General features: G+C 34.5%; 25 protein-coding genes, 3 pseudogenes and 1 riboswitch. Of the genes and pseudogenes, 8 read left to right on the top strand and 20 right to left on the bottom strand.

The window, feature by feature from the left end; translation table 11 throughout:
• Positions 1-16: 16 nt before the first annotated feature.
• A complete protein-coding gene (gene feoB, locus FH036_RS23775) occupies positions 17-2,005 on the bottom strand; it encodes a ferrous iron transport protein B (RefSeq protein ID WP_001044814.1) in 1,989 nt (662 codons plus the stop codon).
• Positions 2,002-2,229 (bottom strand): FeoA family protein, encoded by a 228-nt coding sequence (locus FH036_RS23770; RefSeq protein WP_000060512.1) that lies wholly within the window; start codon positions 2,227-2,229, stop codon positions 2,002-2,004. The genes feoB and FH036_RS23770 overlap by 4 nt, the downstream gene beginning before the upstream one ends.
• A gap of 194 nt (positions 2,230-2,423) precedes the next feature.
• Positions 2,424-2,525, top strand: a riboswitch (TPP riboswitch).
• A gap of 86 nt (positions 2,526-2,611) precedes the next feature.
• Here FH036_RS23770 and thiT point away from each other — a divergent pair.
• Positions 2,612-3,280, top strand: coding sequence for an energy-coupled thiamine transporter ThiT (gene thiT / locus FH036_RS23765; RefSeq protein WP_139896315.1), 669 nt, complete (start codon positions 2,612-2,614; stop codon positions 3,278-3,280).
• 208 nt (positions 3,281-3,488) lie between these two features.
• On the opposite strand, the pseudogene FH036_RS27690 reads toward thiT, so the two are convergent.
• The 8 genes and pseudogenes from FH036_RS27690 to FH036_RS23730 form a co-directional block, all read right to left on the bottom strand.
• A pseudogene (locus FH036_RS27690) lies at positions 3,489-4,700 on the bottom strand (sensor histidine kinase); the annotation flags it as partial.
• A gap of 131 nt (positions 4,701-4,831) precedes the next feature.
• Positions 4,832-5,363, bottom strand: a pseudogene (locus FH036_RS27685) (two-component sensor histidine kinase); the annotation flags it as partial.
• Complete coding sequence (locus FH036_RS23755; protein ID WP_139896313.1) at positions 5,360-6,049, bottom strand: response regulator transcription factor; 690 nt, start codon at positions 6,047-6,049, stop codon at positions 5,360-5,362. The gene FH036_RS23755 and the pseudogene FH036_RS27685, both read right to left, overlap by 4 nt.
• Before the next feature lie 39 nt (positions 6,050-6,088).
• Complete coding sequence (locus tag FH036_RS23750; protein ID WP_139896312.1) at positions 6,089-6,709, bottom strand: class D sortase; 621 nt, start codon at positions 6,707-6,709, stop codon at positions 6,089-6,091.
• A gap of 89 nt (positions 6,710-6,798) precedes the next feature.
• Entirely contained in the window at positions 6,799-7,287 is a 489-nt protein-coding gene (locus tag FH036_RS23745; protein ID WP_044793611.1) for an LPXTG cell wall anchor domain-containing protein, read from the bottom strand.
• 160 nt (positions 7,288-7,447) lie between these two features.
• A complete protein-coding gene (locus FH036_RS23740) occupies positions 7,448-10,075 on the bottom strand; it encodes an S-layer homology domain-containing protein (RefSeq protein WP_139896311.1) in 2,628 nt (875 codons plus the stop codon).
• A 168-nt stretch (positions 10,076-10,243) separates the two neighbouring features.
• Complete coding sequence (locus tag FH036_RS23735; RefSeq protein ID WP_000415622.1) at positions 10,244-10,576, bottom strand: hypothetical protein; 333 nt, start codon at positions 10,574-10,576, stop codon at positions 10,244-10,246.
• A 183-nt stretch (positions 10,577-10,759) separates the two neighbouring features.
• Positions 10,760-10,975 carry a hypothetical protein gene (locus tag FH036_RS23730; protein ID WP_139896318.1) on the bottom strand — a complete coding sequence of 72 codons (216 nt, stop codon included), beginning with the start codon at positions 10,973-10,975 and terminating at the stop codon, positions 10,760-10,762.
• Between the two features lie 161 nt (positions 10,976-11,136).
• On the opposite strand from FH036_RS23730, the gene hpt reads away from it, so the two are divergent.
• Together hpt and FH036_RS23720 are read left to right on the top strand one after the other, a co-directional pair.
• On the top strand, positions 11,137-11,664 hold the full coding sequence (gene hpt / locus FH036_RS23725) for a hypoxanthine phosphoribosyltransferase (protein ID WP_001019304.1): 528 nt from the start codon (positions 11,137-11,139) through the stop codon (positions 11,662-11,664).
• Between the two features lie 214 nt (positions 11,665-11,878).
• The gene (locus tag FH036_RS23720; RefSeq protein ID WP_000167907.1) at positions 11,879-12,781 is read left to right on the top strand and encodes a diacylglycerol/lipid kinase family protein; all 903 of its coding nucleotides are present in this window, start codon (positions 11,879-11,881) and stop codon (positions 12,779-12,781) included.
• Positions 12,782-12,872: 91 nt separating this feature from the next.
• Here the strand turns inward: FH036_RS23720 and FH036_RS27680 are convergent.
• Positions 12,873-13,046: pseudogene (locus FH036_RS27680) on the bottom strand (DUF7003 family protein); the annotation flags it as partial.
• A 145-nt stretch (positions 13,047-13,191) separates the two neighbouring features.
• On the opposite strand from FH036_RS27680, the gene FH036_RS23715 reads away from it, so the two are divergent.
• On the top strand, positions 13,192-14,139 hold the full coding sequence (locus tag FH036_RS23715) for an Rpn family recombination-promoting nuclease/putative transposase (protein ID WP_139896310.1): 948 nt from the start codon (positions 13,192-13,194) through the stop codon (positions 14,137-14,139).
• A gap of 224 nt (positions 14,140-14,363) precedes the next feature.
• Here FH036_RS23715 and FH036_RS23710 read toward each other — a convergent pair whose 3' ends face one another.
• The 6 genes from FH036_RS23710 to FH036_RS23685 form a co-directional block, all read right to left on the bottom strand.
• The gene (locus FH036_RS23710; protein WP_139896309.1) at positions 14,364-14,543 is read right to left on the bottom strand and encodes a hypothetical protein; all 180 of its coding nucleotides are present in this window, start codon (positions 14,541-14,543) and stop codon (positions 14,364-14,366) included.
• A 75-nt stretch (positions 14,544-14,618) separates the two neighbouring features.
• Positions 14,619-14,966 carry a YxeA family protein gene (locus tag FH036_RS23705; RefSeq protein ID WP_000819356.1) on the bottom strand — a complete coding sequence of 116 codons (348 nt, stop codon included), beginning with the start codon at positions 14,964-14,966 and terminating at the stop codon, positions 14,619-14,621.
• Between the two features lie 239 nt (positions 14,967-15,205).
• Positions 15,206-15,796 carry a DedA family protein gene (locus FH036_RS23700; RefSeq protein WP_139896308.1) on the bottom strand — a complete coding sequence of 197 codons (591 nt, stop codon included), beginning with the start codon at positions 15,794-15,796 and terminating at the stop codon, positions 15,206-15,208.
• The gene (locus FH036_RS23695) at positions 15,796-16,374 is read right to left on the bottom strand and encodes a class I SAM-dependent methyltransferase (protein ID WP_001176076.1); all 579 of its coding nucleotides are present in this window, start codon (positions 16,372-16,374) and stop codon (positions 15,796-15,798) included. The genes FH036_RS23700 and FH036_RS23695 overlap by 1 nt, the downstream gene beginning before the upstream one ends.
• Positions 16,375-16,516: 142 nt before the next feature.
• Positions 16,517-18,466, bottom strand: coding sequence for an ABC transporter permease (locus FH036_RS23690; protein ID WP_139896307.1), 1,950 nt, complete (start codon positions 18,464-18,466; stop codon positions 16,517-16,519).
• Positions 18,453-19,223, bottom strand: coding sequence for an ABC transporter ATP-binding protein (locus tag FH036_RS23685; RefSeq protein WP_000859654.1), 771 nt, complete (start codon positions 19,221-19,223; stop codon positions 18,453-18,455). Before FH036_RS23685 ends, FH036_RS23690 begins: the two co-directional genes overlap by 14 nt.
• Positions 19,224-19,529: 306 nt before the next feature.
• Between FH036_RS23685 and FH036_RS23680 the strand changes: the two genes are divergently transcribed.
• Positions 19,530-20,402, top strand: coding sequence for an AraC family transcriptional regulator (locus FH036_RS23680; RefSeq protein WP_139896306.1), 873 nt, complete (start codon positions 19,530-19,532; stop codon positions 20,400-20,402).
• Between the two features lie 47 nt (positions 20,403-20,449).
• Here the strand turns inward: FH036_RS23680 and FH036_RS23675 are convergent, their stop codons facing one another.
• Genes FH036_RS23675 through FH036_RS23665 form a run of 3 tightly spaced genes read right to left on the bottom strand, consistent with a single transcriptional unit; the run spans position 20,450 to position 22,010 of the window.
• Positions 20,450-21,079 carry an SdpI family protein gene (locus FH036_RS23675; protein ID WP_044793618.1) on the bottom strand — a complete coding sequence of 210 codons (630 nt, stop codon included), beginning with the start codon at positions 21,077-21,079 and terminating at the stop codon, positions 20,450-20,452.
• Positions 21,080-21,102: 23 nt separating this feature from the next.
• A complete protein-coding gene (locus FH036_RS23670; protein ID WP_001225596.1) occupies positions 21,103-21,741 on the bottom strand; it encodes an SdpI family protein in 639 nt (212 codons plus the stop codon).
• Positions 21,738-22,010, bottom strand: coding sequence for an autorepressor SdpR family transcription factor (locus tag FH036_RS23665; RefSeq protein ID WP_001070541.1), 273 nt, complete (start codon positions 22,008-22,010; stop codon positions 21,738-21,740). The genes FH036_RS23670 and FH036_RS23665 overlap by 4 nt, the downstream gene beginning before the upstream one ends.
• A 208-nt stretch (positions 22,011-22,218) precedes the next feature.
• Between FH036_RS23665 and FH036_RS23660 the strand changes: the two genes are divergently transcribed.
• The 3 genes from FH036_RS23660 (at position 22,219) to FH036_RS23650 (ending at position 26,007) form a co-directional block, all read left to right on the top strand.
• Positions 22,219-22,914: a response regulator transcription factor gene (locus FH036_RS23660; protein WP_139896305.1), complete on the top strand. Its 696-nt coding sequence runs from the start codon at positions 22,219-22,221 to the stop codon at positions 22,912-22,914.
• Positions 22,915-22,916: 2 nt separating this feature from the next.
• Positions 22,917-23,939: a sensor histidine kinase gene (locus FH036_RS23655; protein ID WP_000765332.1), complete on the top strand. Its 1,023-nt coding sequence runs from the start codon at positions 22,917-22,919 to the stop codon at positions 23,937-23,939.
• Positions 23,940-24,033: 94 nt separating this feature from the next.
• The gene (locus FH036_RS23650) at positions 24,034-26,007 is read left to right on the top strand and encodes an FtsX-like permease family protein (protein ID WP_000145041.1); all 1,974 of its coding nucleotides are present in this window, start codon (positions 24,034-24,036) and stop codon (positions 26,005-26,007) included.
• The last annotated feature ends 44 nt before the right edge of the window (positions 26,008-26,051 follow it).

The following is a 26,051-nucleotide window of genomic DNA, read 5'->3' as shown; positions in this document are numbered from 1 at the left end:
CACAATACATCTCCTTCTAGAATCCGAGTAGGGATCCAACTTGGTATATAATGAGCGTTAATACATAAGCAACTACGAGTGGATACACGACTGAGAAAATCGTCCATTTCGCTGATCCTGTTTCACGTTTAATAACAGCTACCGTCGCTAAACACGGAACATATAATAAAATAAAGAACATAAATGCATAAGCTGATAATGCTGTATAATGTGCTCCCATTACATTTCCAAGCACATCTTCTTTCACTGCATAAATAATGGCCATTGTAGAAACGACAACTTCCTTCGCTAAAAATCCTGTTAAAAGGGAAGCTGCAGCTTGCCACGTTCCAAAACCAAGCGGTGCAAATAGTGGTGCGATAAATCCACCAATCATTGCTAAGAAACTGTCTCCCATATCAACACCAAATCCTGATGGACCTGCATAATTTAATAGCCAAATGACAACAGAACCACCAAAGATAAATGTACCTGCTTTACGAACAAATCCCTTCCCTTTCTCCCACGTACTTAGCCATAACGTTTTCGCTTGTGGCACGCGGTAAGGCGGTAGTTCAATAACGAAAATAGATTTTTCCGCTTTCAAAATGGTAAGAGACATAATTTTTGTAACAAGTAATGCCAGAACAATACCTGCTACATATAAAGAAAATACAACAGTTGCCTGACTTTGAGGGAAGAATACTCCCGCAAATAATGCATATACAGGTAAACGTGCCGAACAAGACATAAACGGTGTTACAAGAACTGTAAGTAAACGTTCTTTTTCTTGTTCAATCGTTCTCGCTGCCATAATACCTGGAACATTACATCCAAAACCGATAATCATCGGAATGAACGCTTTTCCGTTTAAACCAAAGAACTCCATAATTCGATCCATAACAACTGCAATTCGCGCCATATATCCTGAGTCTTCTAATAATGAAATGAAAAAGAATAGTGCAAAGATTTGTGGAACGAATACTAATACAGCACCAACACCAGCAATAATACCTTCTGTAACGAGTGCTTGAATAAAATCAGAAGCTCCAACACTTGTAAGCCCAGCTGTCACCCAATCTGTAAGCTGTCCACCAAAAAACTCATCTAACATATCGGATAAAGGTGTCCCAATCCACGTAAACGTAACCTGAAAAATAAAAAACATAACTGCTAAAAAGATTGGAAGTCCTAAAATTTTATGTGTAATTAATCTATCAATTTTTTCTGAAAAAGGAATTTTTCCTTCTTTCTCATGCTTCATAACATTTGTTTTTAACTTTTCAATATACGCTTCACGAGTTTTGTAAATGTGCTCTTCTAACGTACAATCAAGTTTTCCTTCTAAGCGAGATCGAATGGCTATGAGTTCCTTATAAATTGGTAATGCTTTCATTTCTTTTTCTACTACTTCGTTATTACTTAAAAATTGAAGTGCTAACCATCTCGGATGCTCGTAATTCGCTTTCTCTAAAAGAGAAATTACTTCTCCAATTCCTTCATCCATTTGTACACCATATGAAATATGGAATGGCTTTTTCTCTTTTTTGTCATTTTCTTTAAGAGTCGCAAGCAGTTCTTCACAGCCTTTTCCACTTCTTGCAACGACAGGAACGACTGTCACACCTAATAGTTCTGATAATCGTTTTACATCAATGACAATTCCTCTTTGCTTCGCCACATCAATCATATTTAAACCAATTGAAACAGGCTTACCAAATTCAAGTAATTGCAACGTTAAATGCATATTTCGTTCAAACTGCGAAGAATCTACAATATTTAACATATGCTGAAATTCTTCTGTTAATAGAAAGTTTGTTACAACACCTTCATCACGCGAAACTGGATTTAAATCATACACACCTGGTAAATCAATTAATGTTCCTTGCTTATCTTTTAATTTACCAACCTTCTTTTCTACTGTTACACCGCTCCAGTTTCCTACATACTCATAAGAACCAGTAAGTGCATTAAATAATGATGTTTTCCCTGTATTCGGATTCCCTAGCAAAGCTACCTTATTCACGCTAATTCCACCTTTATCATTTTCGCGTCACAATGACGAATACTAATTAACTGTCCACGACACTCCAATGTACAAGGACCTTTGAACATCGCTTTCTGTTTCAGGCGAAGTTCGCTTCCTTCAGCAAGACCGAAAGCAGCTAGTCTACGCTTTAATAGCTGATCTAAAGACTGAATACTTTTTACTAACACTTTCTCTCCAATTTTAATATCTACTAAGCTCATAACCTTCCCCCTCAGAAGAGAATGATAATTATTTTCAAAAAAATTATACCACACCCAATTTCTCTTGTACTATACCCTTTTGCTTCATATTTATTAACATTTCGCTACAATTCTATTTCAATTATTGTCATACTGTATTCGTTTGCCATTCTCATCCATTTCGCTTACAATAAACAATAGCAAATAAAGAATCTCGTTATCACTGGGGGAGCCATGCCGCTGAGAGGGAACACTTCGTTCCGACCCTTCGAACCTGTTAGTTAATGCTAACGCAGGGATTGTGCAAACGTCCGAAATACATACCTCTTTTTTATTTACGTATTTCGTATCCTCCTATGATATCTATTCTTTTTTGTACAACTTGGATTTAGGGGGAGACAACATGCGTAACACCAATTTACAAGCGATGATCGAATCTGCTATTCTTGCAGCCTTCGCCCTGGTCATCGACATTTTACCATTATCAATCAAACTTCCAACAGGCGGTTCCATTTCATTTGCTATGATTCCTATTTTTATTATTGCATACCGCTGGGGCTTTAAATCAGCTTTCTTAGGTGGTTTAGTTTGGGGACTATTACAAATTGTCGTGGGAGATGCTTACATTTTAACACCTGTTCAAGCATTCATTGAGTACTTCATTGCCTTTGCTTTTATCGGATTTGCTGGCTTATTCTATCGTCCAATTCAAAAAGTACTTTTAACGTCTAATGAAAATAACTTAGAACAATCAAATTTAGGTAGCCGTAAAGACAAACCTTCTTCAAAACAAAACGAAGGTAAGAAAGTCCTTGCTTATATTATCCTTGCTACATTTATCGGTAGCTTTGCTCGCTATTTCTGTCACTTTATTGCTGGTATCATTTTCTGGGGACAATATGCACCGAAAGGTCAATCAGCTGTGCTATATTCATTAATCGTAAATGGTAGTACAATGATTGGTTCCTATATTCTATGTACCGTTTTACTTATATTTTTATTTCTTACTTCACCACGCTTATTCAAGAGCATCAATGCTTATCAAATAAATGCAAACAAAAAGGGCGCTTAATAAGCGCTCTTTTTTTCATATCGTAATATCAATTAAAAATACAATAAATACGCAAAAGAAAATAAATACCATTATACTTAGCCAATTGCTATGCACGGTTCATCGACTCCTTACATAACCTCATTTTCTAACCAGATTATATCGCTTAAAAATAAAGATTAGGTAAAGATAATATGAAAATAAATTAAAAAAGCGTAGCATGCATCATCTACGCTTTTTTCAATAAGTAGAAATAAAATAATACACCATCTTCTGTATTCTTTACTCCATATTCAGCATCATGTAGTTCTAAAATATTCTTTGAAATGGCAAGCCCAAGACCTGTTCCACCTTGCGAACGCTGACGAGCTGCATCCACGCGATAAAAACGATCCCAAATTTTATCTAATTGCTTTTCTTCAATGTGAGTACCTTTATTTTCAATACATACTTTTATACGATTTTTTTCATCTATTGTAGAAATAATAATCTCTTCTTTATTTGGTGTGTAACGTATGGCATTTGTAATGAAGTTCACAATGACTTGTTCAATCCGTCCTTGATTTGCGACTACTTCAAATGGACCTATATGTTTATGAACACGAAGTTCTTTTTTCTCTATTTCTACAGAAAGGTGTTCACATATCTCTTCAATTACAGCATCAATATAAAATGGATCCTTTTTCATTTTATATGTACCTGACTCAAATTTAGCTAACTCAAGCATATCCAAAATTAATGTATCCATTTTGTCTACTTCTCTCTCCATCGCTTGAAAATAATACTCTTTTTTATGCTCAGCTACTCCATCTTTTAAAATAGAAATACAGCTTTTCATAATACTGAGCGGTGTTTTTAGTTCATGCGAAACACCAGAAATGAATTCTTTCCGCGTCTTTTCTAATTTTCTTTCCTTTTCAATATCTTGTTCTAGCTGTCCAATATGGGAATGTAGTTTATTTGATAATACATTAATATTTTTCGATAAATCTCCAATTTCATCTTTTGAAGTAATCGGTATTTTTTCTGTAAAATCTAATTGTGCTATTTTCTTCGTCGTATCATTTATTTTTAATAAAGGCTTTGCAATTTGTTTTGAATAATAGAATGACGCTAGAAAAATAAGAACAACTACAAATGCAATGATGTAAATGTAGTAATCTTGCACCATTTGTACGGCTTCATCTACAGGCTGTAAAGAAGCCATCGCATATATATAAGCTACTGATCCATCTTTTTCTTTTATTGGCTTGATTAATAATTTATATTTAATATCATTTTTTTCATAGTCCATTGTTTGTATTGCATATTGTATGTGCTTGCTCTCTTTTAATAATAAATTAGTTTGAAATTCTTTTATGTTATCTAAGAAGATGCTATTTTTATAAATTGGATTTATAGGACCTGTTACATCAGGAAGCTGAACTTTCGTAATCTTCCCAAACATATCGAAATCAGAATTTTGAATGACCCTCTTCTTTTCCAAATCACTCAAATTTCCAGCAACGTTTTGTCTTTCCTGAGCCATAAGGTCTTGAGCAACTTTTGGCTCATCCTCGCTTATCTTACGTTCTTTTTCAAGTAGCTTCTTACTTAATGGTTTATTAGCCCAACTTAAATTCTTTTCTGTTAATTGTAAATACAATGTAATAAAGTGCTCATTTCTTTTTAATCCACTAAAATAAACTTTTCCCCCCACAAAAGTAGGTAATTCTCCCCTTTCAATCTCATCTATATTCATAAGATAGTACAAAGGAATAATGACCTTTTTTTGTCCATATTTCTTCTCTGCCCTTTGTTCTAATGCAACCTCAAAATAGAAATCATCCGCATGCTTTAAATTCCCGTTCTGATCTAATGTCGTAATCCATGTATTATTTTCTCTTAAAAAGTCTTGCTCCAGTCGCTTAATTTCTTCTTCATTTCCTGCATAGTTTAAATAATTCTTCTCAAAGGAATTTAAATTCACTTTAATGTCTTCCACTTTCCGATTCGCGTAATATTGTTTAAAAAATATCGTTTGTCCAATAAAAATCGTCGCTAAAATTAACATACATAATGCTGTTGTGAGAGTAAATAACTTTAGTACAATCCCTTTTCTCATACATTCCCCTCAAATTTATAACCTGTTCGTACTACAGTTGTAATGTACTTTGCTTTCTCTCCTAATTTATTTCTTAAATTACGAATATGACTATTAACCGTTCGATCGTCACCAGCAAATTCATATCCCCAAATTCTTGAAATGAGTTGCTCTCTTGTTAAAACAATCCCCTGATTTTTCATCAAGTACGCTAATATTTCAAATTCTGTATGAGTTAAATTAATGTCTGTCTTATCTACCGTAACAGTACGCGATGGAAAATGGACATGAATACCATGAATTGATAATGTATCATCTTCATTCTCTAAAAGCTGCTTTGTCACTTTTCTACTCTCTAACAACCGTTTTGCTCTTGCTAATAAAATTGGTGGGCTATATGGCTTCGTCACATAGTCATCCGCCCCAAGTTCAAAGCCAAGTAACGTATCATCTTCATCAACACGTGCCGTTAGCATAATGATAGGAACCTCAGATGTTTTACGGATTCTTCGGCAAACGGACCACCCATCAAGTTCCGGCAACATAATATCAAGAATAACTAAATCAACCTCTTCTTCCTCAAATACAACTAAAGCTTCTTTCCCGTCCCTTGCTTCAAACACTACATATTGTTCACTTAAAAAATAGTCTTTTAATATTTCACGTAATATGTCTTCATCTTCAACAATTAAAATGTTTTTTGACATAACTTATATATCCCCCTCTCGCTTTCAGAAACTATAATTTCACTTTGAATAACTGCCAGTTAACTTCGCCTCTATAATATATCTATCTGGTGCATCCCCTATATAATTAAATGGGTAACAAGTTGTCAGTGTTAATATCGGTTCTTCTTTTTTTATAATAACAGTACGATCATCCGCATGAGTAATCCATGTTTTTTGAATTTCATATGTGTAAGTTTTATTATCATACTCTAAAATAAGAGTGTCTTTTTCTTTCAAATCTCCTAAATCTGTAAATACAGTATCCCTATGCCCACTTAGTACAGTATGTCCCCCTCCAGATGGCGTTGTCGTTACATCACTAACGAACATTCCAACCCCTTTTTTCAGCGTTGCATCATCTGCTCCCCAATATATAGAAAACTTCTTTTTTATTTTCGGTATATGTAACATCGCTACCTTTTCTCCTTCTTTATGCTCTGTTTGAGAAGAAGGCACTTGAGAAGTTACCGGTGTTTCATAAGGGAGTTGATTATGTTGTATATTGTTAAGGCTCTTTATTTCTTCTGTCGTTAATTGCCCGGCAGAACTTTTTCCTTTATACCATTCCACTGCGTAATAGGATCCCATAAATAGCCCGATGGCCATCAATATAATTCCGATATAATTAAGTAACTTCATGTTTCATCCCTCCATGCCAAAAATGGTAGGAATAACCTACCATTTTTAATATATGAAATTATCCCATTCTTTATAGGGCAATATTTTAATTACGCCTTAACTTTATTGCGACGATTCAAACCAAATAATGTCCCTATCCCTACAAGACATGCACTTAGTGCCATCATTGCTACATGATTAGATGCTGTATTTGGTAATTTTTCACCTTGTACGGCTGGCTTTGCTACTTCTTTTTTCGTTGCAGCATTTGTTTGTTGTACTTGCGCTGCTTCTTTTTTCGCTATATCATTTTTTAACTGTTCTTGTGCAATTCTCTTTTTCTCTTCCTCACTCTTTGGCGCCGCCTTTATCGCTTCCTCTTTTTTAGCCATGTCACTTTTTTCTTGTGCTTGTGCTGCTTGCTTTTTCTCTTCTTCATTTTTTTGCTGTACTTTAATTGCTTCTTCTTTTTTAGCCTTATCTTGCTGCTGTTGCACCACTTCTTCCTTCGTTACTGTTCCAGTATCCGCGCTTGCTACTGAAGAATATCCTACTGTTAAAAGTGCCATTGCACAGATTGGTAATAGTTTCTTTTTCATTTCATTTCTCTCCTTCTATACGTTTTACATCACTTCGCATCGGATGTATCACTAGAATAAACAAGAGATATAAATATAAGATGCAGATAAAATATATTTCATTTAAAGATTTCATTGTAAAAAAGGTTATCCGAAATCATCTTCGGATAACCTTTTAAAATTAATCTACACTTAAGGCCTTCTTGCCCATTTGATTATAAATACTTGCAAACCGGCTCTTACTCACTTTTACATTTTTCGTTCCATAGAACGGATCATTATAGTATACGTAATTATCATCCACTCCTGTTAAAACAACCGCATGCGTATTCATTCTTGCAGAAATTGTCTTTCCACCTAGTGTTTTCCACGTTGTAATTGGTCTTGGATTATTTAAAGCGACAGTCACCCACGTTACTACTGGTTTTCCATTTCTCACATAGTCTTCCAAAACAGAAAGATCATTTCCAGTTAAATTCGTTCCTCTTGCATATTTATCTAACAAACGTTTTAGTGGTTCGGGATTAATAGAATATCCTGGCGTATTTCCTGTCACATCACCTACAAACCCTACATCTGGATCTCCCCAAATTTGTGATGATGTTTTATAGTTCTTTAATTTCGTTTGATCAAAAGGCATTTCAAAAGCAAATGCTACTTTATTTAACGAGCGACCAATTTGATGTTCTACAAGCATTTGTAAAGAAACGACTTCACAGCCATTATGCAATTCTGGGAATTGATACAGTGACGGTACGTTCAATATAACTTGACTACGATTAATATTTCCTTCATTAACCCACTTTAATCCATTACTAGTTTGAATTTGAATCCAACCACCGTCTCTCTCACCATAAACCTCGACTGTCTGTGGTGCATACCTTCCTGATACACGAGATACAAAACTTGGACTATCATAAGCAAAGAACACTTTAGATAAATACTTCGCTTCTTTTTTCGTATCCAACCATTGATAGCCTGCATATGTACGTATACGAAGCCAAGTTCCTCTTTCCTCTACAACCGTTACTGCTTGAGGCCCATAATAATCTAGTATATTCGCAGACCTGAAAGGAGCATCATAAGTAGTAAAGTCTCTATCAATCTGAACTTTTTTGTCTATTAAGCAGACCCACTTATAGCCTAAGGCCGTATAAACTTTAATCCAATTTCCTTCTCTTTCTTCAATAACCGTTACACTTTGCGGAGCATACTCACCTGAAATCCCTGAAGATAAGGATGCCTCATTATATGTCAAAAAGTTTTTATTCATATTCACTTTCTTTTCAACTAAACAAACCCACTTAAAACCAGTATCCGTATGAATTCTAATCCAGCCACCATCTCGCTCTTCATACACTGTTACTTCCCTAGGGCCATATTCCTTTGAAATTCCAGATGATAAAGATGGTCCATTATACGTAAAGAATTTTTTCGAAATGCTTATCTTCTTCATCTTCAATTCATTGTCTTTAGACTTATCTGTAACTGCGACGAGCTGTGCTGCCTCTGCACGTGTAATGGATCTATCTGGTTGCCAACGTCCTCCATCAACACCACTTGATATACCCATGCCAACTAAAATATTAATGAATTTCTCACCCCAATGATCTTTTACATCAGGAAATAATGTTGGTAATTCTTCATGAACCTTTTTCTCTAATTGATAGGCTTGTACTAACATCGTTGCCATAGCAGCTCTTGTCATTTGACCATTCGGATTAAATTTCCCATTTCCTTCCCCTTTAATGACTCCTGCCTTTTCCACAGCAGCAATATAAGGAGTTGCCCAATGATCTTGAGAGTCTGTAAAAGTTGGTTTCTCCCCCTCTTTAACTTCTAATTCTAAAATTTTCGCCATAATTGTTGCTGCTTCAGCTCTGCTTAATACTTTACTTGGTGAAAATGTTCCATCTGGCATCCCAGAAATAACTTTTTTATGAATTAAATAATAAACAGACTCTTGTGCCCATCCTGGAACGTCAGGAAATGATTGCGGCGCTGCTTGCATTGTAATGGTAGCTTGTTTTAATTCTGTCTCTCTCTTTTCTTGTTCTTCTTTTTGCTTCCATTCAAATTCTTGTTTTGTTTGTTGCTCTTTTTGTTTTAGCTCAAGTTCTTGTTTTGCCTGTTCTTCTTTTTGTTTTAATTCAAGTTCTTGTTTTGCTTGTTCCTCTTTTTGTTTTAATTCAAGTTCTTGTTTCGTTTTCTGCTCCAATTCTAGCTGTTGCTTCTTCAATTCTTCCTGCTGTTTTCGTAATTCCTCTTGTTGCTTCTTTAGCTCTTCTTTCTTTTTTTGTTCTTCTAATTCTTCAAGTTTTTTTTCTTCTTGGCTATTATTTTCTTTTATTTCTAATGCATTCTTCTCTTCAAGTTCTTCTTGTTTTTTTAATTCAGCAGCTTTTTTCTCTTCATTATTATCCTTTACTTGTAACGGGTTCTTCCCTTCAAGTTCTGCTTGCTGCTTTTTCAACTCATCTAATTCCTGCTGTACTTCTTCCAGTTGTACTTTATGTTCACCATCTTGTTTCAGTAACTCGTCTTTTTTCTGTTTTAATTCATCTACCTTAACAAATAATCCTTTCTGCTGTTTTAAAATTTCTTCTCTTTTTTCTAATTCTATTTGTCGTTCTTTTACAGCTTCTAATTGTTGTTGCAGTTCGCTTTTCTCATTGCTCTGTATATAGGAGAAATCTTCTATACTATTTCTCGTTTTATTTTCAATTTCCGCTAGCGAACTAGAAGGAAAGGTTAATAGATTTGTCGCTAACAAACTCGCTACAGCAATTGCACTATATTTTTTCATCATACACACACCTTTTCAAATTTTATTACGATCATACTTTCATACTAAATGCAAAATGTAAGATTCCTCCATAATCATAGCAAATTTTTCCTCAAACAAAATACTTTTTTGCAAAAAAGAAAAAGAGCACTGTATGATACAATGCTCTTTTCGGGTGTGTGTCTCAATTATTTACATGTTACTTTCGCGTGATTTAGAAGTAGAACGGGCCGGAGCGATAACTAATTGTCTCGGCTCAGTTTTCTTTAAGTGATTTTTGACGTTACACTTACGACGTTGAACAACCCACGCTTTAATAGGGTTTGTCAAAATAATTTTTTGCGCTTCGTTAGGGGCCTCTTCTTCCAACCTACAACTTTCGCTCCATTTATTCCATTTCATTGTAAATTTAGAAGAAGAATGATCGTCTTCTCGATCAAACAAGTGCAAAAAATCCATCTCGCCAGCTAGCATTACGGTGTTGCTAGTTGCTAACAAAGAAAAGGTCGTCCAACGTTTCTCCATGCCCTCCTACTCCTTTTTCACATATAGAGTGCCTAAAACTGAATTTACCTAAAATATGCTTGCCTTTTACCTTACACCCATAGTTTATCCAAAACACTACTATGCAACTATCGATTTCCCTTACAACTACCTTACATTTTTGTAAGAAACAAAAAACCTTCACTATGCCTATGTGAAGGTCTCTTATTTCTTATCTATATGGTCTTTCATATCATCAAGTCCAGCTTCTTGCAGCTGTGACATCATACCATGGGAAATTGCGCCTAATACTAAAGTCATTCCAATTAGTGAAATCCGAATCGCTGGTACATCAATTATATAAGCCAACAATCCAAGAACAATTGTTAAAAGTAATGCTTTTATAAATGTTACAGTTGTGTACTGTTTCTGCTTCATTATAATCACCCTTTATGGAAGCGTTTTCTTAATATAATTAGTATATCATATCATCAGATGATTTTGTTAGTGTATTTGTAAAAAATTACTATCTCCTTTGACTTTTTCCTTTCTATCCTTTACAGTCGAAATGTTCACAAGTTTTACACTGTAGGAGGACTCCAATGAATATTGAAATAAAAGACACTTTAATTTCTGAAGAACAATTACAAGAAAAAGTAAAAGAACTAGCACTTCAAATCGAACGTGATTTTGAAGGAGAAGAAATCGTAGTCATCGCTGTATTAAAAGGATCTTTCGTATTTGCTGCTGATTTAATTCGTCACATTAAAAACGATGTAACAATCGACTTTATTTCTGCATCTAGCTACGGAAATCAAACAGAAACAACTGGAAAAGTGAAACTATTAAAAGATATCGATGTAAACATTACTGGAAAAAACGTCATTGTTGTAGAAGACATTATCGATTCTGGTTTAACACTTCACTTCTTAAAAGATCACTTCTTTATGCATAAACCAAAGGCACTCAAATTCTGTACGCTACTTGATAAACCTGAGCGCCGCAAAGTGGACTTAAAAGCTGAATATGTTGGCTTCCAAATTCCAGACGAATTTATCGTTGGCTACGGTATTGACTGTGCTGAAAAATATCGTAACTTACCATTTATCGCTTCAGTTGTAACGGAATAATCGTATAACTTAAAAAATCGATAGTACATGAAATTTATATCGGCGATTTTCAAAATATATCGACTGTAACTCAAATTATATCAGCGATTTTTCAATATATCGCCTTACCGACAATAACCGACAATCTTAGCACCTTATTAATAGGAAGAAGCTGTTCTGAAATACATCGGAACAGCTCCTTCTTTCCATTACAAAAAACAGGGAGAGATGAAAAATGACAAAAACAAAATTTGAAAAAGTACTCCTCATCGTAAATCCAAAAGCTGGACAAGGCGACTTACATACAAATTTAACGAAAATCGTACCACCTCTTGCCGCAGCTTTTCCTGACTTACATATCCTTCATACGAAAAAGCAAGGTGATGCAACAAAATATTGCCAAGAGTTTGCTAGTAAAGTAGATTTAATTATCGTCTTTGGTGGTGACGGCACTGTATTTGAATGCACAAACGGCTTAGCACCTCTTGAAACTAGACCTACACTTGCAATCATTCCAGGCGGAACTTGCAATGACTTCTCTCGCACACTAGGCGTTCCGCAAAACATTGCAGAAGCAGCAAAACTTATCACAAAAGAACACGTAAAACCAGTTGACGTTGCAAAAGCAAATGGACAACATTTCTTAAACTTCTGGGGCATTGGACTCGTATCTGAAGTATCAAACAATATCGATGCAGAAGAAAAAGCAAAGCTTGGTAAAATTGGTTATTACTTAAGCACCATTCGAACTGTCAAAAATGCTGAAACATTCCCAGTAAAAATTACGTACGACGGACAAGTATATGAAGACGAAGCTGTCCTTGTTATGGTTGGAAACGGTGAATATCTTGGCGGCATCCCGTCCTTTATTCCGAACGTAAAATGTGACGACGGAACACTTGATATTTTCGTAGTCAAATCAACAGGTATTCAAGCATTTAAAGATTACATCGGAAAGAAACTATTTGAAGACTCAAACGAAAATGACATCTTCCACGTAAAAGCGAAATCCATTCATATCGAAACAGAGGAAGAAAAAGAAGTAGATACAGATGGAGAAAGTTCACTTCACACACCTTGTCAAATTGAATTGTTGCAAGGACACTTTACGATGATTTATAATCCTGCGGTTGTGTAAATATAAAAAGACGAGCTAAAATTTTAACATTTTAGCTCGTCTTTTTATTAGAAGGAGATTTTAATCTACGCTTTAATTTTTAATATGAGTTTTAATAATCAAACTCCCCCCAATTTGTCCAATGCGTATTACAATCCTTATTCACAATAGCGCTTGGATCTTTCTTCTCTATTGCAGCAGCTACTGATTGGAAGAATTCATTTTCACTTACTTTTTCGTCTTCAACATGTTTCCATTCTTCGGTTTCATAAGCTATTTCCCAATTTCACTAGAGTATAACATAACCATATTTGCCTGTGACATTCTAATAATACTTCTAAAAAATAAAAGAATAGCTTGTTTGCATCCTCTAGTTATTTTTAGATACAATTAAGAAAAGAAGCACCTTCATATAAGGGAGAGGGCATACTTTGTTCAACCAACAATTAGTGAATTTACGCATTGATTTTGCATTTAAACAATTGTTTGGTACGAATGGTAGTGAAGATATTCTCATTGCCTTTTTAAACGCGATGTTACAAGAATCTTTAGAGTCACCTATTGCTTCTCTACAATTAGAAGATCCACATTTACACCGAGAACACGCAAATGATAAATTATCAATTCTAGACATTTCAGCAACATTAGACACCGGGACAAAAGTAAATGTAGAAATACAGCTTAATAATAATCACGATATGATGAAACGCAGTTTATATTATTGGGGAAAATTATACACATCTCAGTTACAAAAAGGTATGCCCTACAGTGCACTTCGTAAAACCATCACCATTAATTTATTGAACTTCATAATGTTTTTAGATCACAAAGAATTTCATACAACGGGTACATTATGGAATACACAACAACAGAAACTCTTGAGTGATGACATAGAGATTCACATTGTAGAAATTCAAAAGTTAACAGAACAATGGCATGAAGAAAAAGTAAACCCGTGGAAAGATCCATTTGTTCGTTGGCTTTTATTGCTTTCAGCAAATGAGGATGAACACTTAACTAAACTATTGGAGGATATTGCTATGAACCAAGACCCTATTTTACAAAAAGCAATAAACAAGTGGGAACGTATGAGTCAAGATTCCTCTTTCCGACAAGCCTATGACGCAAGGGAGAAAGTTTTAATGGATGAAGCCGCAAAATTCGCCCATGCAGAGACAGAAGGAATAAAAAGAGGAATGGAACAAGGAATGAAAAAAGGACTTGAACAAGGTATTGAACAAGGGCGAAAAGAAGGAGTTCAACAGGGAAAAATTCAAATGATTAAAAGTATGTATGCCCTTGGTATACCACTTGAAACGATTGCTAAGGCAAGTAAATTAAGTGTACATGATATTGAACGAATTTTAGAAAATAAATAATGATAAAAAGGCGAAAGAGAACATAATTTTCACTATGTTCTCTTTAAGCAACAGAATTCAATTCAGTATAGATACATTTTCTTAATAAATAGTGCTAGGGTTTCTTAATGTTTTCTTAAAAAGAAGTTCAATAATCATAAAAAAGCCTGCAGTTGTTCCACTGCAGGCTTTCAAATATTTAATAAATTGATGAAGCTAAGTTCATTGTTGCCTTTTTAACTTCTTTAAAAGATTAAATTACATCTCGAACAAAAAGGTGCAGAATTTCCTTTTCTAATTTTCGTATCACATTTTGGACAATATACGTATCGTTCTTCTATCTTTTGTCGTTCTATCATATGTAAAGATACTACCCTCATACTGCACATAATCCCAATTAATATAAGACTAATAACGAGTAGCATACCTCTCACTCCTCCCCTCTAAATTTTACCATAAAATAATAAACCCGATTCTCTCATCAAGAATCGGGTTTATATTTACAATCCTAACTTTGCCTTTGCACCATCAGGCAGTTTATCTATCTTTACTTGCACTTTGTCATGTAAAACCTTTCCTCTTGTAAGCACGTGCCAATACGAACCTTTTTGTAATTCACCTACTCCATCAATCGTTACTTCTTTTTCCTTCCCATCCATATCGTAAGCTTTCACCGTATACTCACGGCCTTTATTTCCGCCTAATTCTTTTCCATCATTATCAATAATTGCGTAATGATTCTCTATATCAAGAAATGGGTTCATCCGATCTAATAGCTTACTCCCACTTAATAAATATGCCGCTCCTGCGACGATAACAAGTAATGATCCAAAAATAAATCTTTTCATCTATATTCCGCCTTTCATTATGTTTTCTTGAGAACATTTCTAAGTATAGAGCGCATTTCTTAATAAAAACTCGTACGGTTTCTTAACTTTTTCTTAATGTAGAGGAAACGTGGCACCACATCTAGGTACATGAAATTATATCGACGATTTTTTCAATATATCGACTTACCAACAAAAACTGACAGTAGAACCGCACAACAAAAGAGGCTGTTCCAAAATGTATTTTGGAACAGCCTCCTCTACTTACTAACTACCGCACTTCTTTTTACATAAAACAAACTGCCAATTAAAACGACAATTACGCCAAAATACACGCCATACTCTATCGCAACTGCTACAATTCTTTCAATATGTTGTCCGAATAAAGAACCGAGCACGAAATAAATGAGTGTCCAAACAAATCCTGTCGTATAAGAATACAAAGCATATATCCGAAATGACATGTTATTCATTCCAACTACATACGGTACAATATGTCTTACAACTGGTATGAAGTAACTTGTAACTAACGCATAATGACCATATTTCTCTACCATTTGTTGAGATTTCAAAAGATATTTCGCCTTTTTCTTTTTCATTAGCTTATGAAGTACTTTTGTACCAAATATTTTCCCTAATATATAACCTAGCGATAGCCCAGATACAACGCCTAAATATGTTAATAAGAATGCAGGAATGCCACTTAATATCCCTAGTGAAGAGACAAAGCCACCACTCATTACGATCATTTCGTCTGGAATTGGCATACCGATAATACCTAACCATAAACAGAAAAATAAAGCCCAATAACCGTATTGTTCAATATAAGATAATAATTCATGTAATTCCATTATGCATATGCTCTCCTTAGCTCTTTTTTACAGCTAAAGACGTAAGCTGGTGGGAAATTGAGCCACACTTTTTCTAGCGTAATTTCAGGGAAGAAATGCTGTATAAATCCTTTTTTCACAAGTGAATATTGAAATGTAATAAATTCACCGTTTTCTTGTATCGATTCCATTACATTGTTTAAAATACGCTTTGAAACTTCTTCTGGTAAAGAGGTAAAAGGTAATCCCGATAAGACGTAATCCACGCATTCTATATGGAACTCTTCCATATACTTCTTTATATTTTCAGCTGAACCGTGTACAACAATGACGTTCTGCTCATCTTTATATTTTCTCTTTAGCTCTTTGCAAAACACTTCATTAATTTCAATAAGAAGAAATATTGTTTCCTTCTTTTTTCTCTTCATAATCTCCTTCGTAAAAACCCCTGTACCAGGCCCTAACTCTACGATGCATTTCGCTCTATGAAAATCAATTACATCTACCATTTTTCTTGCTAATATTTTTGAACTTGGCGCAATTGCACCAGTATGTTTCGGATGTTTAATAAATTCGTGTAAGAATGTTATGAGTTGCATGTAACCATCTCCCCATTCGTTCAATAGTTTTTAACTTGTTTCTAAGTATAACTATCGTTTCTTAATAAAAATTGAGGAGATTTCTTAAGATTTTATGAAGAATAAAAAACAGCTATCGCCTATAGCGATAGCTGCCCCTTTATTACTTCGCACTCACAATCTTATAATAAGAACGAACCGTTAAGAAGTAATATCCAATATAAATCGCGCCGTATACTCCGATACTAATTAGAAGCGGAATCATAATTTCAAATGGTAGTATGTTCCCTAAACCTTTTAGTGCAAACAAGCTGTGCAGGATTCCGATTACTAACGGAATTGCAAAGATAAAGCTTACTTGTTTGGCAATAGCTTTTTTCATTTCTTGTTTTGTGACCCCTATTTTGTGAAGTACAACATAACGCTCACGATCAGCATTTGCTTCTGTTAATTGTTTAAAGTAAATGATAGAACCTGTTGCTAGTAAGAATACAAGACCTAAGAACATTCCAATAAACATCATTAGTCCTGTTCCTTCAAGCCCCATATGGAAACCAGTGTAGAAATCTCTAAATGATAGTACCATTTCTGATTCACTAGCTGGCATCACTTTTATTAATTTTTCTGTTAACACTTTACTATCTTTTTCATCTTTTACATCAATATTTTTTACAACGCGTGTTCCAAATGCTTGTTTCGCTTGTTCATACATTTCATCTGAAACGACAACAACTAATTCATCTAAATTTGTAATCGCAACGTCATTTGCATCTTGGATTTTTAATTGCTTCGTTTCGTTTCCAATTTGGAATACTGCTTTGTTTCCTTTATATTGTGGACTAAACTCATGCCCTTCCATATACGAACTATCATATATAAATGCTTCACCAGCAGCTACATTCACTGTTTCTGCGTCGATTTTCTTAGCAAGTTTATTAAATTCCGACTGAGACATTAACTGATATTTCTCTGAAATCGTGTAATTCATATTCAGAATGAACTCAACTTTGTCTCCTTCAAACTTCCCTTTTACAGGAACTGTCTCAATTTCAAATTGATCTTTGATCGGGTGATCTTTCTTCTCTTCTGCAAAAATCGCATTTACTTTCTTATCAAGCTCTGCATCTTTTTTCTCATAAGAGTAACTGTAAGGTGCAACTGCTTTTGACTGTGTAAATGTGTTGTAATACATCGTAACTGATGTACCAACTGCCGTTAATGTTACCGCGCTTAAAATAGAAATTGTCGCAAGTGACTTTGCATTTCCTTTAATACGATATAGTAGCTGTGACGTCGTTACCATATTCATACCGTTATAAAACGATGATTTATTCGCTCTTGCACGTTTCAATACGAATACTGTAAAGAACATAAATAGTAAGTACGTACCTAATACTGTTGCTAGTAAAATATAAAGTGCAACTGCCATAAAGTCTGCATATTTAACTGCCTTCATGAACATTAATGCTAAGAAATAACCTGAACCGATTAAGAAAACTGAAATGAATGCCATAATGACAGATCCTTTTGGCATTGTTTCTCCTTCACGTTCTGCACGGAAAAGTTCAATTAGCTTGAATCGATAAATTAAGCGATATCCTTGAAGTGATGTATACAAAATAATCACAAAGAAAATAAGTGCTGTATCAATAATGGCAGCCATCGGTACTTCAAAATGAACGTTTAAATTTAATCCCATCATATTTACTAATAACTCAAGGAATAATTTTGAAAGGACACTACCAATCGCAATCCCGATTACTAATGACATTAATCCCATTAACATATTTTCATAAAAGAGCATTTTACCAATTTGTCTTTTACGAATACCTAATAAGGAATAAAGTCCAACTTCTTTTTTACGTTTTCTTGTAAAGAAACCGTTCGAATATATAATAAACACCGCTACGAAAATAATAAGCATCACACTGGAAACTTGGAATGCCCCGCTAATTTTTTTAGAAGCTTCCGCTGCTTTTTCCATTTGTGAATTATATTGCAGTGCTTTAAATGTAAAGTAAATAACGATACTAAAAATCATAGATGCAAAATATACAAAGTAGTCTTTAAAGTTCCGCTGTATGTTGCGGAGGGCAATGCTAGATAAGGTCATCAGCCATACCTCCGGAAATAGAAGACATTACATCAACGACTTGTTGGAAGAACTGTTTACGCGTTAACTCGCCGCGGTGCAATTCTTTATATAACTCACCATCTTTAATGAAAATAACTCGTTTACAATAACTTGCCGCAAATGCATCGTGCGTTACCATTAAAATTGTAGAGTTATCATACTCATTTAACGACTTCATACTTTCAAGTAAATCTGTTGCTGATTTCGAATCAAGCGCTCCGGTTGGCTCGTCCCCGAAAATCATACTTGGGTTTGTAACGATTGCACGTGATGCCGCACAGCGCTGCTTCTGTCCGCCTGATACTTGATATGGGAACTGACTTAAAATATGATCAATACCGAATTTCTTTGAAATTTCAAGAACGCGGCGATCAATCTCACTCGCTTTCACTTTTGATAACGCAAGAGGTAACGCAATGTTCTCTTTTACAGTTAACGTATCTAATAAGTTATAATCTTGGAAGATGAAACCTAAATGATCGCGGCGGAATAACGCTAACTTATCATCATTCATTTTCACGATATCTTTTCCATCAATTAAAATTTCACCGTTCGTCGCATTATCAATTGTAGAAAGAACGTTTAGTAAAGTCGTCTTACCAGAACCAGAAGGTCCCATAATTCCAACGAACTCACCTTCTTTTACTTGTAAGTTAATACCTTTTAACGCTGCAAATTTATTACCACCTGTGTCATATACTTTTTCAATATTTTTTGCTTCTAACACTGTTTTCATCTCGACATCCCTCATTTCATCTATTCTCTATTTTCACTATATACATTCTCTACTCTTGCCACTATCGATGTTTCTTACACAAACATGACAGTTATGTAAGGCACATAAGTAAAGACATCAAAAAGTTAACGTAATGAATCAAAGTACTTTGTTACTATAACATTGGGATATCATGCCATCCATTCATTCTCCTTACAGGAACATTACAATTTTGTAAGGTACAAAATGTACCCTACAAAGTTGTGCACGAAATGTCGGGTGGAGCTATTTCGTTCCTGCTATTCTATGTACAGAGGAGGTCATCATATGGATTCACTTAAAAATATGAATGCTGCAATGCGCTATATTGAAAACAACCTAACAAATGAAATTAATTTTAAAGAAGTTGCGAAGCTAGCTTACTGCTCGGAATATCATTTCAAAAGAATGTTTTCTTTTCTAGCTGGCATATCACTATCAGAATATATTCGTTGTAGACGTCTTACTCTCGCTGCTTTTGAACTAAAAAATAGCGATGCAAAAGTCATTGATGTAGCTATCAAATATGGGTACAACTCACCAGATTCTTTTGCGCGTGCCTTTCAGAACTTGCACGGCATAACACCTTCAGAGGCCCGAAATAGTAATCATTCCTTAAAAGCCTATTCACCAATGACCTTCCAATTATCCATCCAAGGAGGAAATGAAATGAATTATCGAATTGAAGAAAAAGAGTCATTTCGAATTATAGGTATTACAAAACGCATACCGATTGTATTTAACGGTGTAAATGAAGAAATTGCTTCTATGTGGAAAAGTTTAAATCCAGATGTCATTCAAACTTTAAAGTCCCTTTCAAATATGGAACCTACTGGAATTATTAGTGCTTCTACTAACTTTTCTGAAGGAAGAATGGAAGAAAAAGGAGAACTTGATCACTATATTGGCGTAGCCACAACAAAGGATTGTCCAGAGCAGTTTAAACAACTTGAAGTTGCTGCTTCAACATGGGCTATATTCGAAGCTGTCGGTCCATTTCCTGATGCACTACAAAATGTATGGGGACGTATTTATTCTGAATGGTTCCCTTCTTCGAACTATGAACTAGCGGAAGGACCGGAGATATTGTGGAATGAACAGAAAGATACATCCTCTCCAAAATTTAAAAGTGAAATTTGGATACCGGTTTTGAAGAAGTGATAAAAAAAAACAAAGCTGCTCTTCCCTAAAAGGAAAAGCAGCTTTATTTACATTTTCAACTCTTCTTTATAAATGCTATATGACTTTATTGTTGATACGATAATACATATTAATATAATTCCAATCCCCATAAAAATATTAAATGGATCTGGAAGCAAAGCCCCGGCATATATACAAAGTGAACCTATTACAAATACCCTCGAAGCAAATCTATGTGTTTTTCTCCAAACTACAGGATTTTCTAATGTCCAGTCCATTCGAATGCCTACTAACCCGTTCGGCTTCGTTTGTTGCATGTAATTACCTAATACAAGAAACAATGTTCCAAGTCCAAAATTAAATGCAATTGAGCCCGATGCAATATAATTAGACGCTGCTAATAGTGCAAATATGTTACATCCAAATCCGATAAAGAGAATAGCATAATTAATCGCTGAAAGAACTTTGGATTGCTGTATAGACTTATCTTTTATGAATCCAAAAACTAGCCATATCATATAGAGCACTACCATACTACCTATCGAGAATGAACTTGCTTCTATTTTAGAAAAATATCCATCTACTACTCCTGCTGCATTATAATGGCGTGGAATTTGTTCTGGTAAATATGGCCATACAATATACCATCCAATTACAATGCCACTAATTAAACTCCATGGTAATACGTGTCTTTTCATCCTCTCTTCCCCATATTTTTTTATTAGGCCCCTATTTCTTTTTTATAAGCAACATATGAATATCCCATCGTTAATCCTACTGCCCCGACAATAATTCCAATGATTAGGAAACCTTTCCACGCTACGGGGGCAAAAATACTTAAAATCATAATAACCCCTAATACAACAAACACTTTTCCGCTAAAACGGTGTGTCTTTCTCCATACTTCTTCGTTACTTAACGTCCACGGTGTTTTTATGCCTACAAAATAATTCGGTTTACATTGTGGTAAATAGTTGCCTATAACTATAAATAAAAGACCAACAAGAATATGCGGTGTACTATTCATTGGAATGTCATAGCCTAATCCAGCTCCAATTCCAATGATATTTACTAAAAATAATAAGATTAATACACTATAATTTATTACATTATACCCCTTAGAAAACTTATCATAATTCTTATACTTCGGATCTATCTTAGGCAATACAGTCAATAAAGCATATATAAAAACCATAATTGCCACATCAAAAATCATACCTCCCATTTTAGACATATGTCCATCTACTTCACCCGAAACATTCCAGTGACTCGGAACTTCTTCTGGTAAATTCGGCCAAGCAACGCACCATGCAATAATCGTTAAAGCAATTAATAATAACGGAAATACATGTTTTCTCATTTCCCCTCTTCCCCCTTATTCGTAAACGTAAACACCCAAGTTAACAAATCTTGAAAGACAGTTGTGTTTAAAGAGTACACAACGAATTGGCCTTTCTTTTCATCTTGAATAAGTTCAGCATTTTTAAGTGCGTTTAAGTGGTGTGAAATACTTGGTTTTGTCATATTGAAATGTTCAGCGATTTCACCAGCGGTTAGATCACCTTCTTTTAATAATTCCAAAATTTTTCGCCTTGTTGGATCTGCTAATGCTTTGAACGCTTGATTCAATGTCTTTCTTCCTTTCGATAATTAGACATTTAGATATTTATCTAAATGTTAAAATGATTTCAGTTGATTGTCAATTATATACGAGGCCCTTTTTACTTTTCACGCTTTTGACCTATACTGTTTACTAGCTTATCTTTCAACATAATGAAAAGACTTGAAACACATGATACACTATAGCTACAATTGTTTTTTTAGGAGGAATATACATATGTATAAAATTTTAATCGTTGAAGACGATCCAAATATTTCATCATTACTGCAATCTCACATTCAAAAGTATGGCTATGAGGCTGTTGTTGCGGAGAATTTCGATGATATTATGGAATCGTTTAACGCAGTGAAACCACATCTTGTGTTACTTGATGTAAACTTACCGAAATTCGATGGGTTCTACTGGTGCCGCCAAATTCGTCATGAATCTACTTGTCCAATTATTTTCATTTCAGCTCGTGCTGGTGAGATGGAACAAATTATGGCGATTGAAAGCGGTGCGGATGATTATATTACAAAACCATTCCACTATGACGTTGTAATGGCAAAAATTAAAGGTCAATTACGCCGTATTTACGGTGATTATGCGCCAAATATTTCTGAACGTATCGTTGAAGTAGAAGGTTTAAAACTATTCCCAGAACGTCCTGAAATTCACTTCAGATCTGAGCAAGTTCTTTTAACGAAGAAAGAAGCTATTTTAGCAGAAATGTTATTATCTAAATTCCCTCGTACAGCGAGCCGTGAAGATTTACTAGCTGCCCTTTGGGATGACGAGAGCTTCGTTGAAGAAAACACATTAAACGTAAACATTACGCGTCTTCGTAAAAAGTTCAATGAGCTTGGTATTGAAAATGCTATTGAAACAGTGCGCGGACTTGGGTATCGTTTTAACGCAACTTGGAGTGAATAAGCATGAAGCTATTTTTACGTGATCATTTTGCATTTTTTCTACTGTACATATTAAACTTCGGTATCATCTTCGTTCTTTATGATGCAGTAGATGGATTTCAAAATAATAAATTTTACTTCGTCGTTTTAAGTTTATACTTATTTATTTGTTTCCTCGCTTACCGTTACGTCCGCAATCGTAGAATGTACCATAGATTAAGTGAGCAACCAGAAAAAATGGAAGATGCGTTTATTGAAAGAGCGACTGCTCCAATGCCTCACGGTGTCAATGAACTCGTGCGTACGCAGTACCGCCTCTTCCAAAAAGAACTACAATCGTATGAAGTAAAACAACAAGAACATCAATTATTCATTAACCATTGGGTACATCAAATGAAGACACCTGTTTCTGTTATGCAGCTTATGGTGCTAGAAATGGAAGACGAACATTTAATTCCAAAGTTTAAAAAAGAATTAGAGCGTCTAAACCAAGGGCTTGATATGGCTTTATACATGGCTAGGTTAAATAACTTCCATGAAGACTTCCATGTTGAGACGATTTCATTAAAAGATACGGTAACGAAAAACATTAATGGATTAAAAGAACTATTTATCCGAAACGGAGTCTTCCCTGTTTTAGAAGTTCATTCTGATTTACAGGTTGCTTCTGATGCGAAATGGCTAAAATTTATCATCTATCAGTTAATGACAAATGCCGTTCGTTACTCTGGTGAGCGCGGAAAGAAAGTATTCTTATCCGCTTATCGAAACGGAAAAGATATTATTTTAGAAGTTCGTGATGAAGGTGTTGGTATCCCGCAAGAAGATATTCGACGAGTATTCGAACCGTTTTACACTGGGAAAAATGGTCGTACATTCGGAGAATCTACTGGTATGGGACTTTATATCGTAAGTAAAATTTGTGATTATTTAGGTCACTCTGTCAAACTAGATTCTGAAGTTGGGAAAGGAACGACGATTAAAATCATCTTCCACAACGCTGCAAATAATCAATCAGAACATACGGAGAAGGTGACCGAAGCATGATCGTAACATATGCAAGCAAAATGTATGAGAACTCACTCTCATACATTTTTTGCAATAAAACTACTTCTATATCTTCTAACCGGAGGTATAATTTATGACCTTTTGGCAATTTGCATTTAAAAACGTCACGCGCAACTCGAGAGCTTATTTTGCTTACTTTGTAAGTAGTTCTTTTTCGATTGCCGTTTTCTTTTCATTTGCTGTTTACTTATTCCATCCGAAATTACAAAAATTTGGCATGGTCTCTGAAATTTCAGGATTAATGATATTTTCAGAAGTAGTAATTGTATTTTTCTCTTTCTTCTTTTTACTATATTCCATTGGTACTTTTTTAAAAGTTAGAAAAAAACAATTCGGCGTCTTGACCGTTTTAGGAATATCTAGAAAACAATTACACCGTCTCGTCTTCATGGAAAATATGTTAATCGGTATTTTATCTATCTTTTTCGGCATGCAGTTTGGACTTGTCTTCTCGCAATTTTTCTTATTAGTGACAGCAAAAATTACGCACGTACCGGGCATATATTTATACTTGCCTATTAACGCGTTTATTTTAACGACAATCGTCTTCCTTAGTCTTTTTATCGTTGTATCTACATTGACACCGATGCTCATTCGTACAAAAAAAGCGGTACACCTTTTAAAAATAAATAGTAAAAAACGAAAAGAAAGAAAACCGTCCATACTTATTTCTTTATTTGGTGCGATTTGTTTATTTGGTGGCTATGCGTTAGCTGGAAATCCTAAATATTTCGTATCAGTAAGCCCACAAATAGGTGTTATATATATGGTTTCAAGTATTTTCGTCATTCCAACGCTCGTTACAATCGGTACATATTTCTTCTTTTCACAAATTAGTTTCTTACTTATTTATATTTTAAAGAAAAGAAGAAAGTTTTATATGAAACAGATTAATATGCTTTGGATTTCTGATTTAGCAAACCGTATTCGAACGAATATTAATATGCTTTTTATTGTAGCAATGCTATCTACTATCGCTTTCACAATGATTACGTTCCTATATGGGTTCGGAAAATTTATTAAGCTAGACGTTAATAGAACTTCGCCTTTCCCAATTTCTTATTTTTCTTATGATGCGAATCCTTTTGTTACAGAGCATTTAAATTGGCTTGAGCAACAATTACAAAAAGAACATTTTCCTTATAAGAAAATAAAAGCTGATATATATAAAACACCACTAAAAGAAGATAAAGATGTAGCTATTTATGATGATGTATACGCAATTAAGCAAAGTGACTATAACAAGCTTGCGAATTCTTTACGAATGAAACAACTATTTATAAATGATAACGAAGCATATGTTTTAACGGGGACGTCTTATATCACTATATTCAATGAATTTGAGCAAAGCTATAAAAGAGATTACATTACACTCTCTAGTACAAATACGAAATTAAAAGTAAAAGGCTATGAACATATCAGTGCAATTCCATCTGACTTTTCATATCAAACGATCGTATTGCCTGATATTGTCGTGAACAACTTACCTAACACGGTAAAGCATATATCAGCATATAATTACAAAATTCAAAACTGGGAACAGACGTATGAGATTGCTGATAATTTTATAGAAAAAGTGCAAAAAGATCGAAACAAATTCCAGTATGAAGGACCTCTTATTCGATCCTTTGAATCAGCAGGATCGTTATATAGAATAACATCTGGTAGTGCTGCATACTTCTTAATCGGTACATTTTTAGGAGTTATTTTCTTCATTGGTGCTGGTAGTGTTCTTTATTTTAGAATGTATACCGATTTAACGAACGAACAAGAGAAATATATAACGATTTCTAAGATCGGTGTGACAGATAAAGAGATGAAACGATCTGCAACCATTCAGCTTAGTATTTTATTTTTCGTTCCGTACATTATGGCATCCATTCATACAATGTTCGCAACGAAAATGCTGCAAGATGTAATTGGCTTATCGTTGTTCAAAGAAATTTCAGCCGTTCTTATTATTTTTGGATTCGTTGAAATCGTATTTTTCTTATTCATTCGTTCACTTTATATGCAAAAGCTATCACAATATACTAATACACATTAAAAAGGTTATTACATAAAAAAGGTGGGATCTCTTCCCTCCTTTTT

Source organism: Bacillus sp. CD3-5, assembly GCF_006349665.1.
GTDB classification, from domain to species: domain Bacteria; phylum Bacillota; class Bacilli; order Bacillales; family Bacillaceae_G; genus Bacillus_A; species Bacillus_A paranthracis.
Note: the sequence above shows the minus strand (reverse complement) of the source record. Positions and strands in the feature narration are given on the sequence as shown.

Bases quoted from the DNA above. Each gene is read 5' to 3' on its own strand.
- FH036_RS23770 (WP_000060512.1), bottom strand. From the start codon at position 2,229: ATGAGCTTAGTAGATATTAAAATTGGAGAGAAAGTGTTAGTAAAAAGT.
- thiT (WP_139896315.1), top strand. From the start codon at position 2,612: ATGCGTAACACCAATTTACAAGCGATGATCGAATCTGCTATTCTTGCA.
- FH036_RS23755 (WP_139896313.1), bottom strand. From the start codon at position 6,049: ATGTCAAAAAACATTTTAATTGTTGAAGATGAAGACATATTACGTGAA.
- FH036_RS23750 (WP_139896312.1), bottom strand. From the start codon at position 6,709: ATGAAGTTACTTAATTATATCGGAATTATATTGATGGCCATCGGGCTA.
- FH036_RS23745 (WP_044793611.1), bottom strand. From the start codon at position 7,287: ATGAAAAAGAAACTATTACCAATCTGTGCAATGGCACTTTTAACAGTA.
- FH036_RS23740 (WP_139896311.1), bottom strand. From the start codon at position 10,075: ATGATGAAAAAATATAGTGCAATTGCTGTAGCGAGTTTGTTAGCGACA.
- FH036_RS23735 (WP_000415622.1), bottom strand. From the start codon at position 10,576: ATGGAGAAACGTTGGACGACCTTTTCTTTGTTAGCAACTAGCAACACC.
- hpt (WP_001019304.1), top strand. From the start codon at position 11,137: ATGAATATTGAAATAAAAGACACTTTAATTTCTGAAGAACAATTACAA.
- FH036_RS23720 (WP_000167907.1), top strand. From the start codon at position 11,879: ATGACAAAAACAAAATTTGAAAAAGTACTCCTCATCGTAAATCCAAAA.
- FH036_RS23710 (WP_139896309.1), bottom strand. From the start codon at position 14,543: ATGCTACTCGTTATTAGTCTTATATTAATTGGGATTATGTGCAGTATG.
- FH036_RS23705 (WP_000819356.1), bottom strand. From the start codon at position 14,966: ATGAAAAGATTTATTTTTGGATCATTACTTGTTATCGTCGCAGGAGCG.
- FH036_RS23700 (WP_139896308.1), bottom strand. From the start codon at position 15,796: ATGGAATTACATGAATTATTATCTTATATTGAACAATACGGTTATTGG.
- FH036_RS23695 (WP_001176076.1), bottom strand. From the start codon at position 16,374: ATGCAACTCATAACATTCTTACACGAATTTATTAAACATCCGAAACAT.
- FH036_RS23690 (WP_139896307.1), bottom strand. From the start codon at position 18,466: ATGACCTTATCTAGCATTGCCCTCCGCAACATACAGCGGAACTTTAAA.
- FH036_RS23685 (WP_000859654.1), bottom strand. From the start codon at position 19,223: ATGAAAACAGTGTTAGAAGCAAAAAATATTGAAAAAGTATATGACACA.
- FH036_RS23680 (WP_139896306.1), top strand. From the start codon at position 19,530: ATGGATTCACTTAAAAATATGAATGCTGCAATGCGCTATATTGAAAAC.
- FH036_RS23675 (WP_044793618.1), bottom strand. From the start codon at position 21,079: ATGAAAAGACACGTATTACCATGGAGTTTAATTAGTGGCATTGTAATT.
- FH036_RS23670 (WP_001225596.1), bottom strand. From the start codon at position 21,741: ATGAGAAAACATGTATTTCCGTTATTATTAATTGCTTTAACGATTATT.
- FH036_RS23660 (WP_139896305.1), top strand. From the start codon at position 22,219: ATGTATAAAATTTTAATCGTTGAAGACGATCCAAATATTTCATCATTA.
- FH036_RS23655 (WP_000765332.1), top strand. From the start codon at position 22,917: ATGAAGCTATTTTTACGTGATCATTTTGCATTTTTTCTACTGTACATA.
- FH036_RS23650 (WP_000145041.1), top strand. From the start codon at position 24,034: ATGACCTTTTGGCAATTTGCATTTAAAAACGTCACGCGCAACTCGAGA.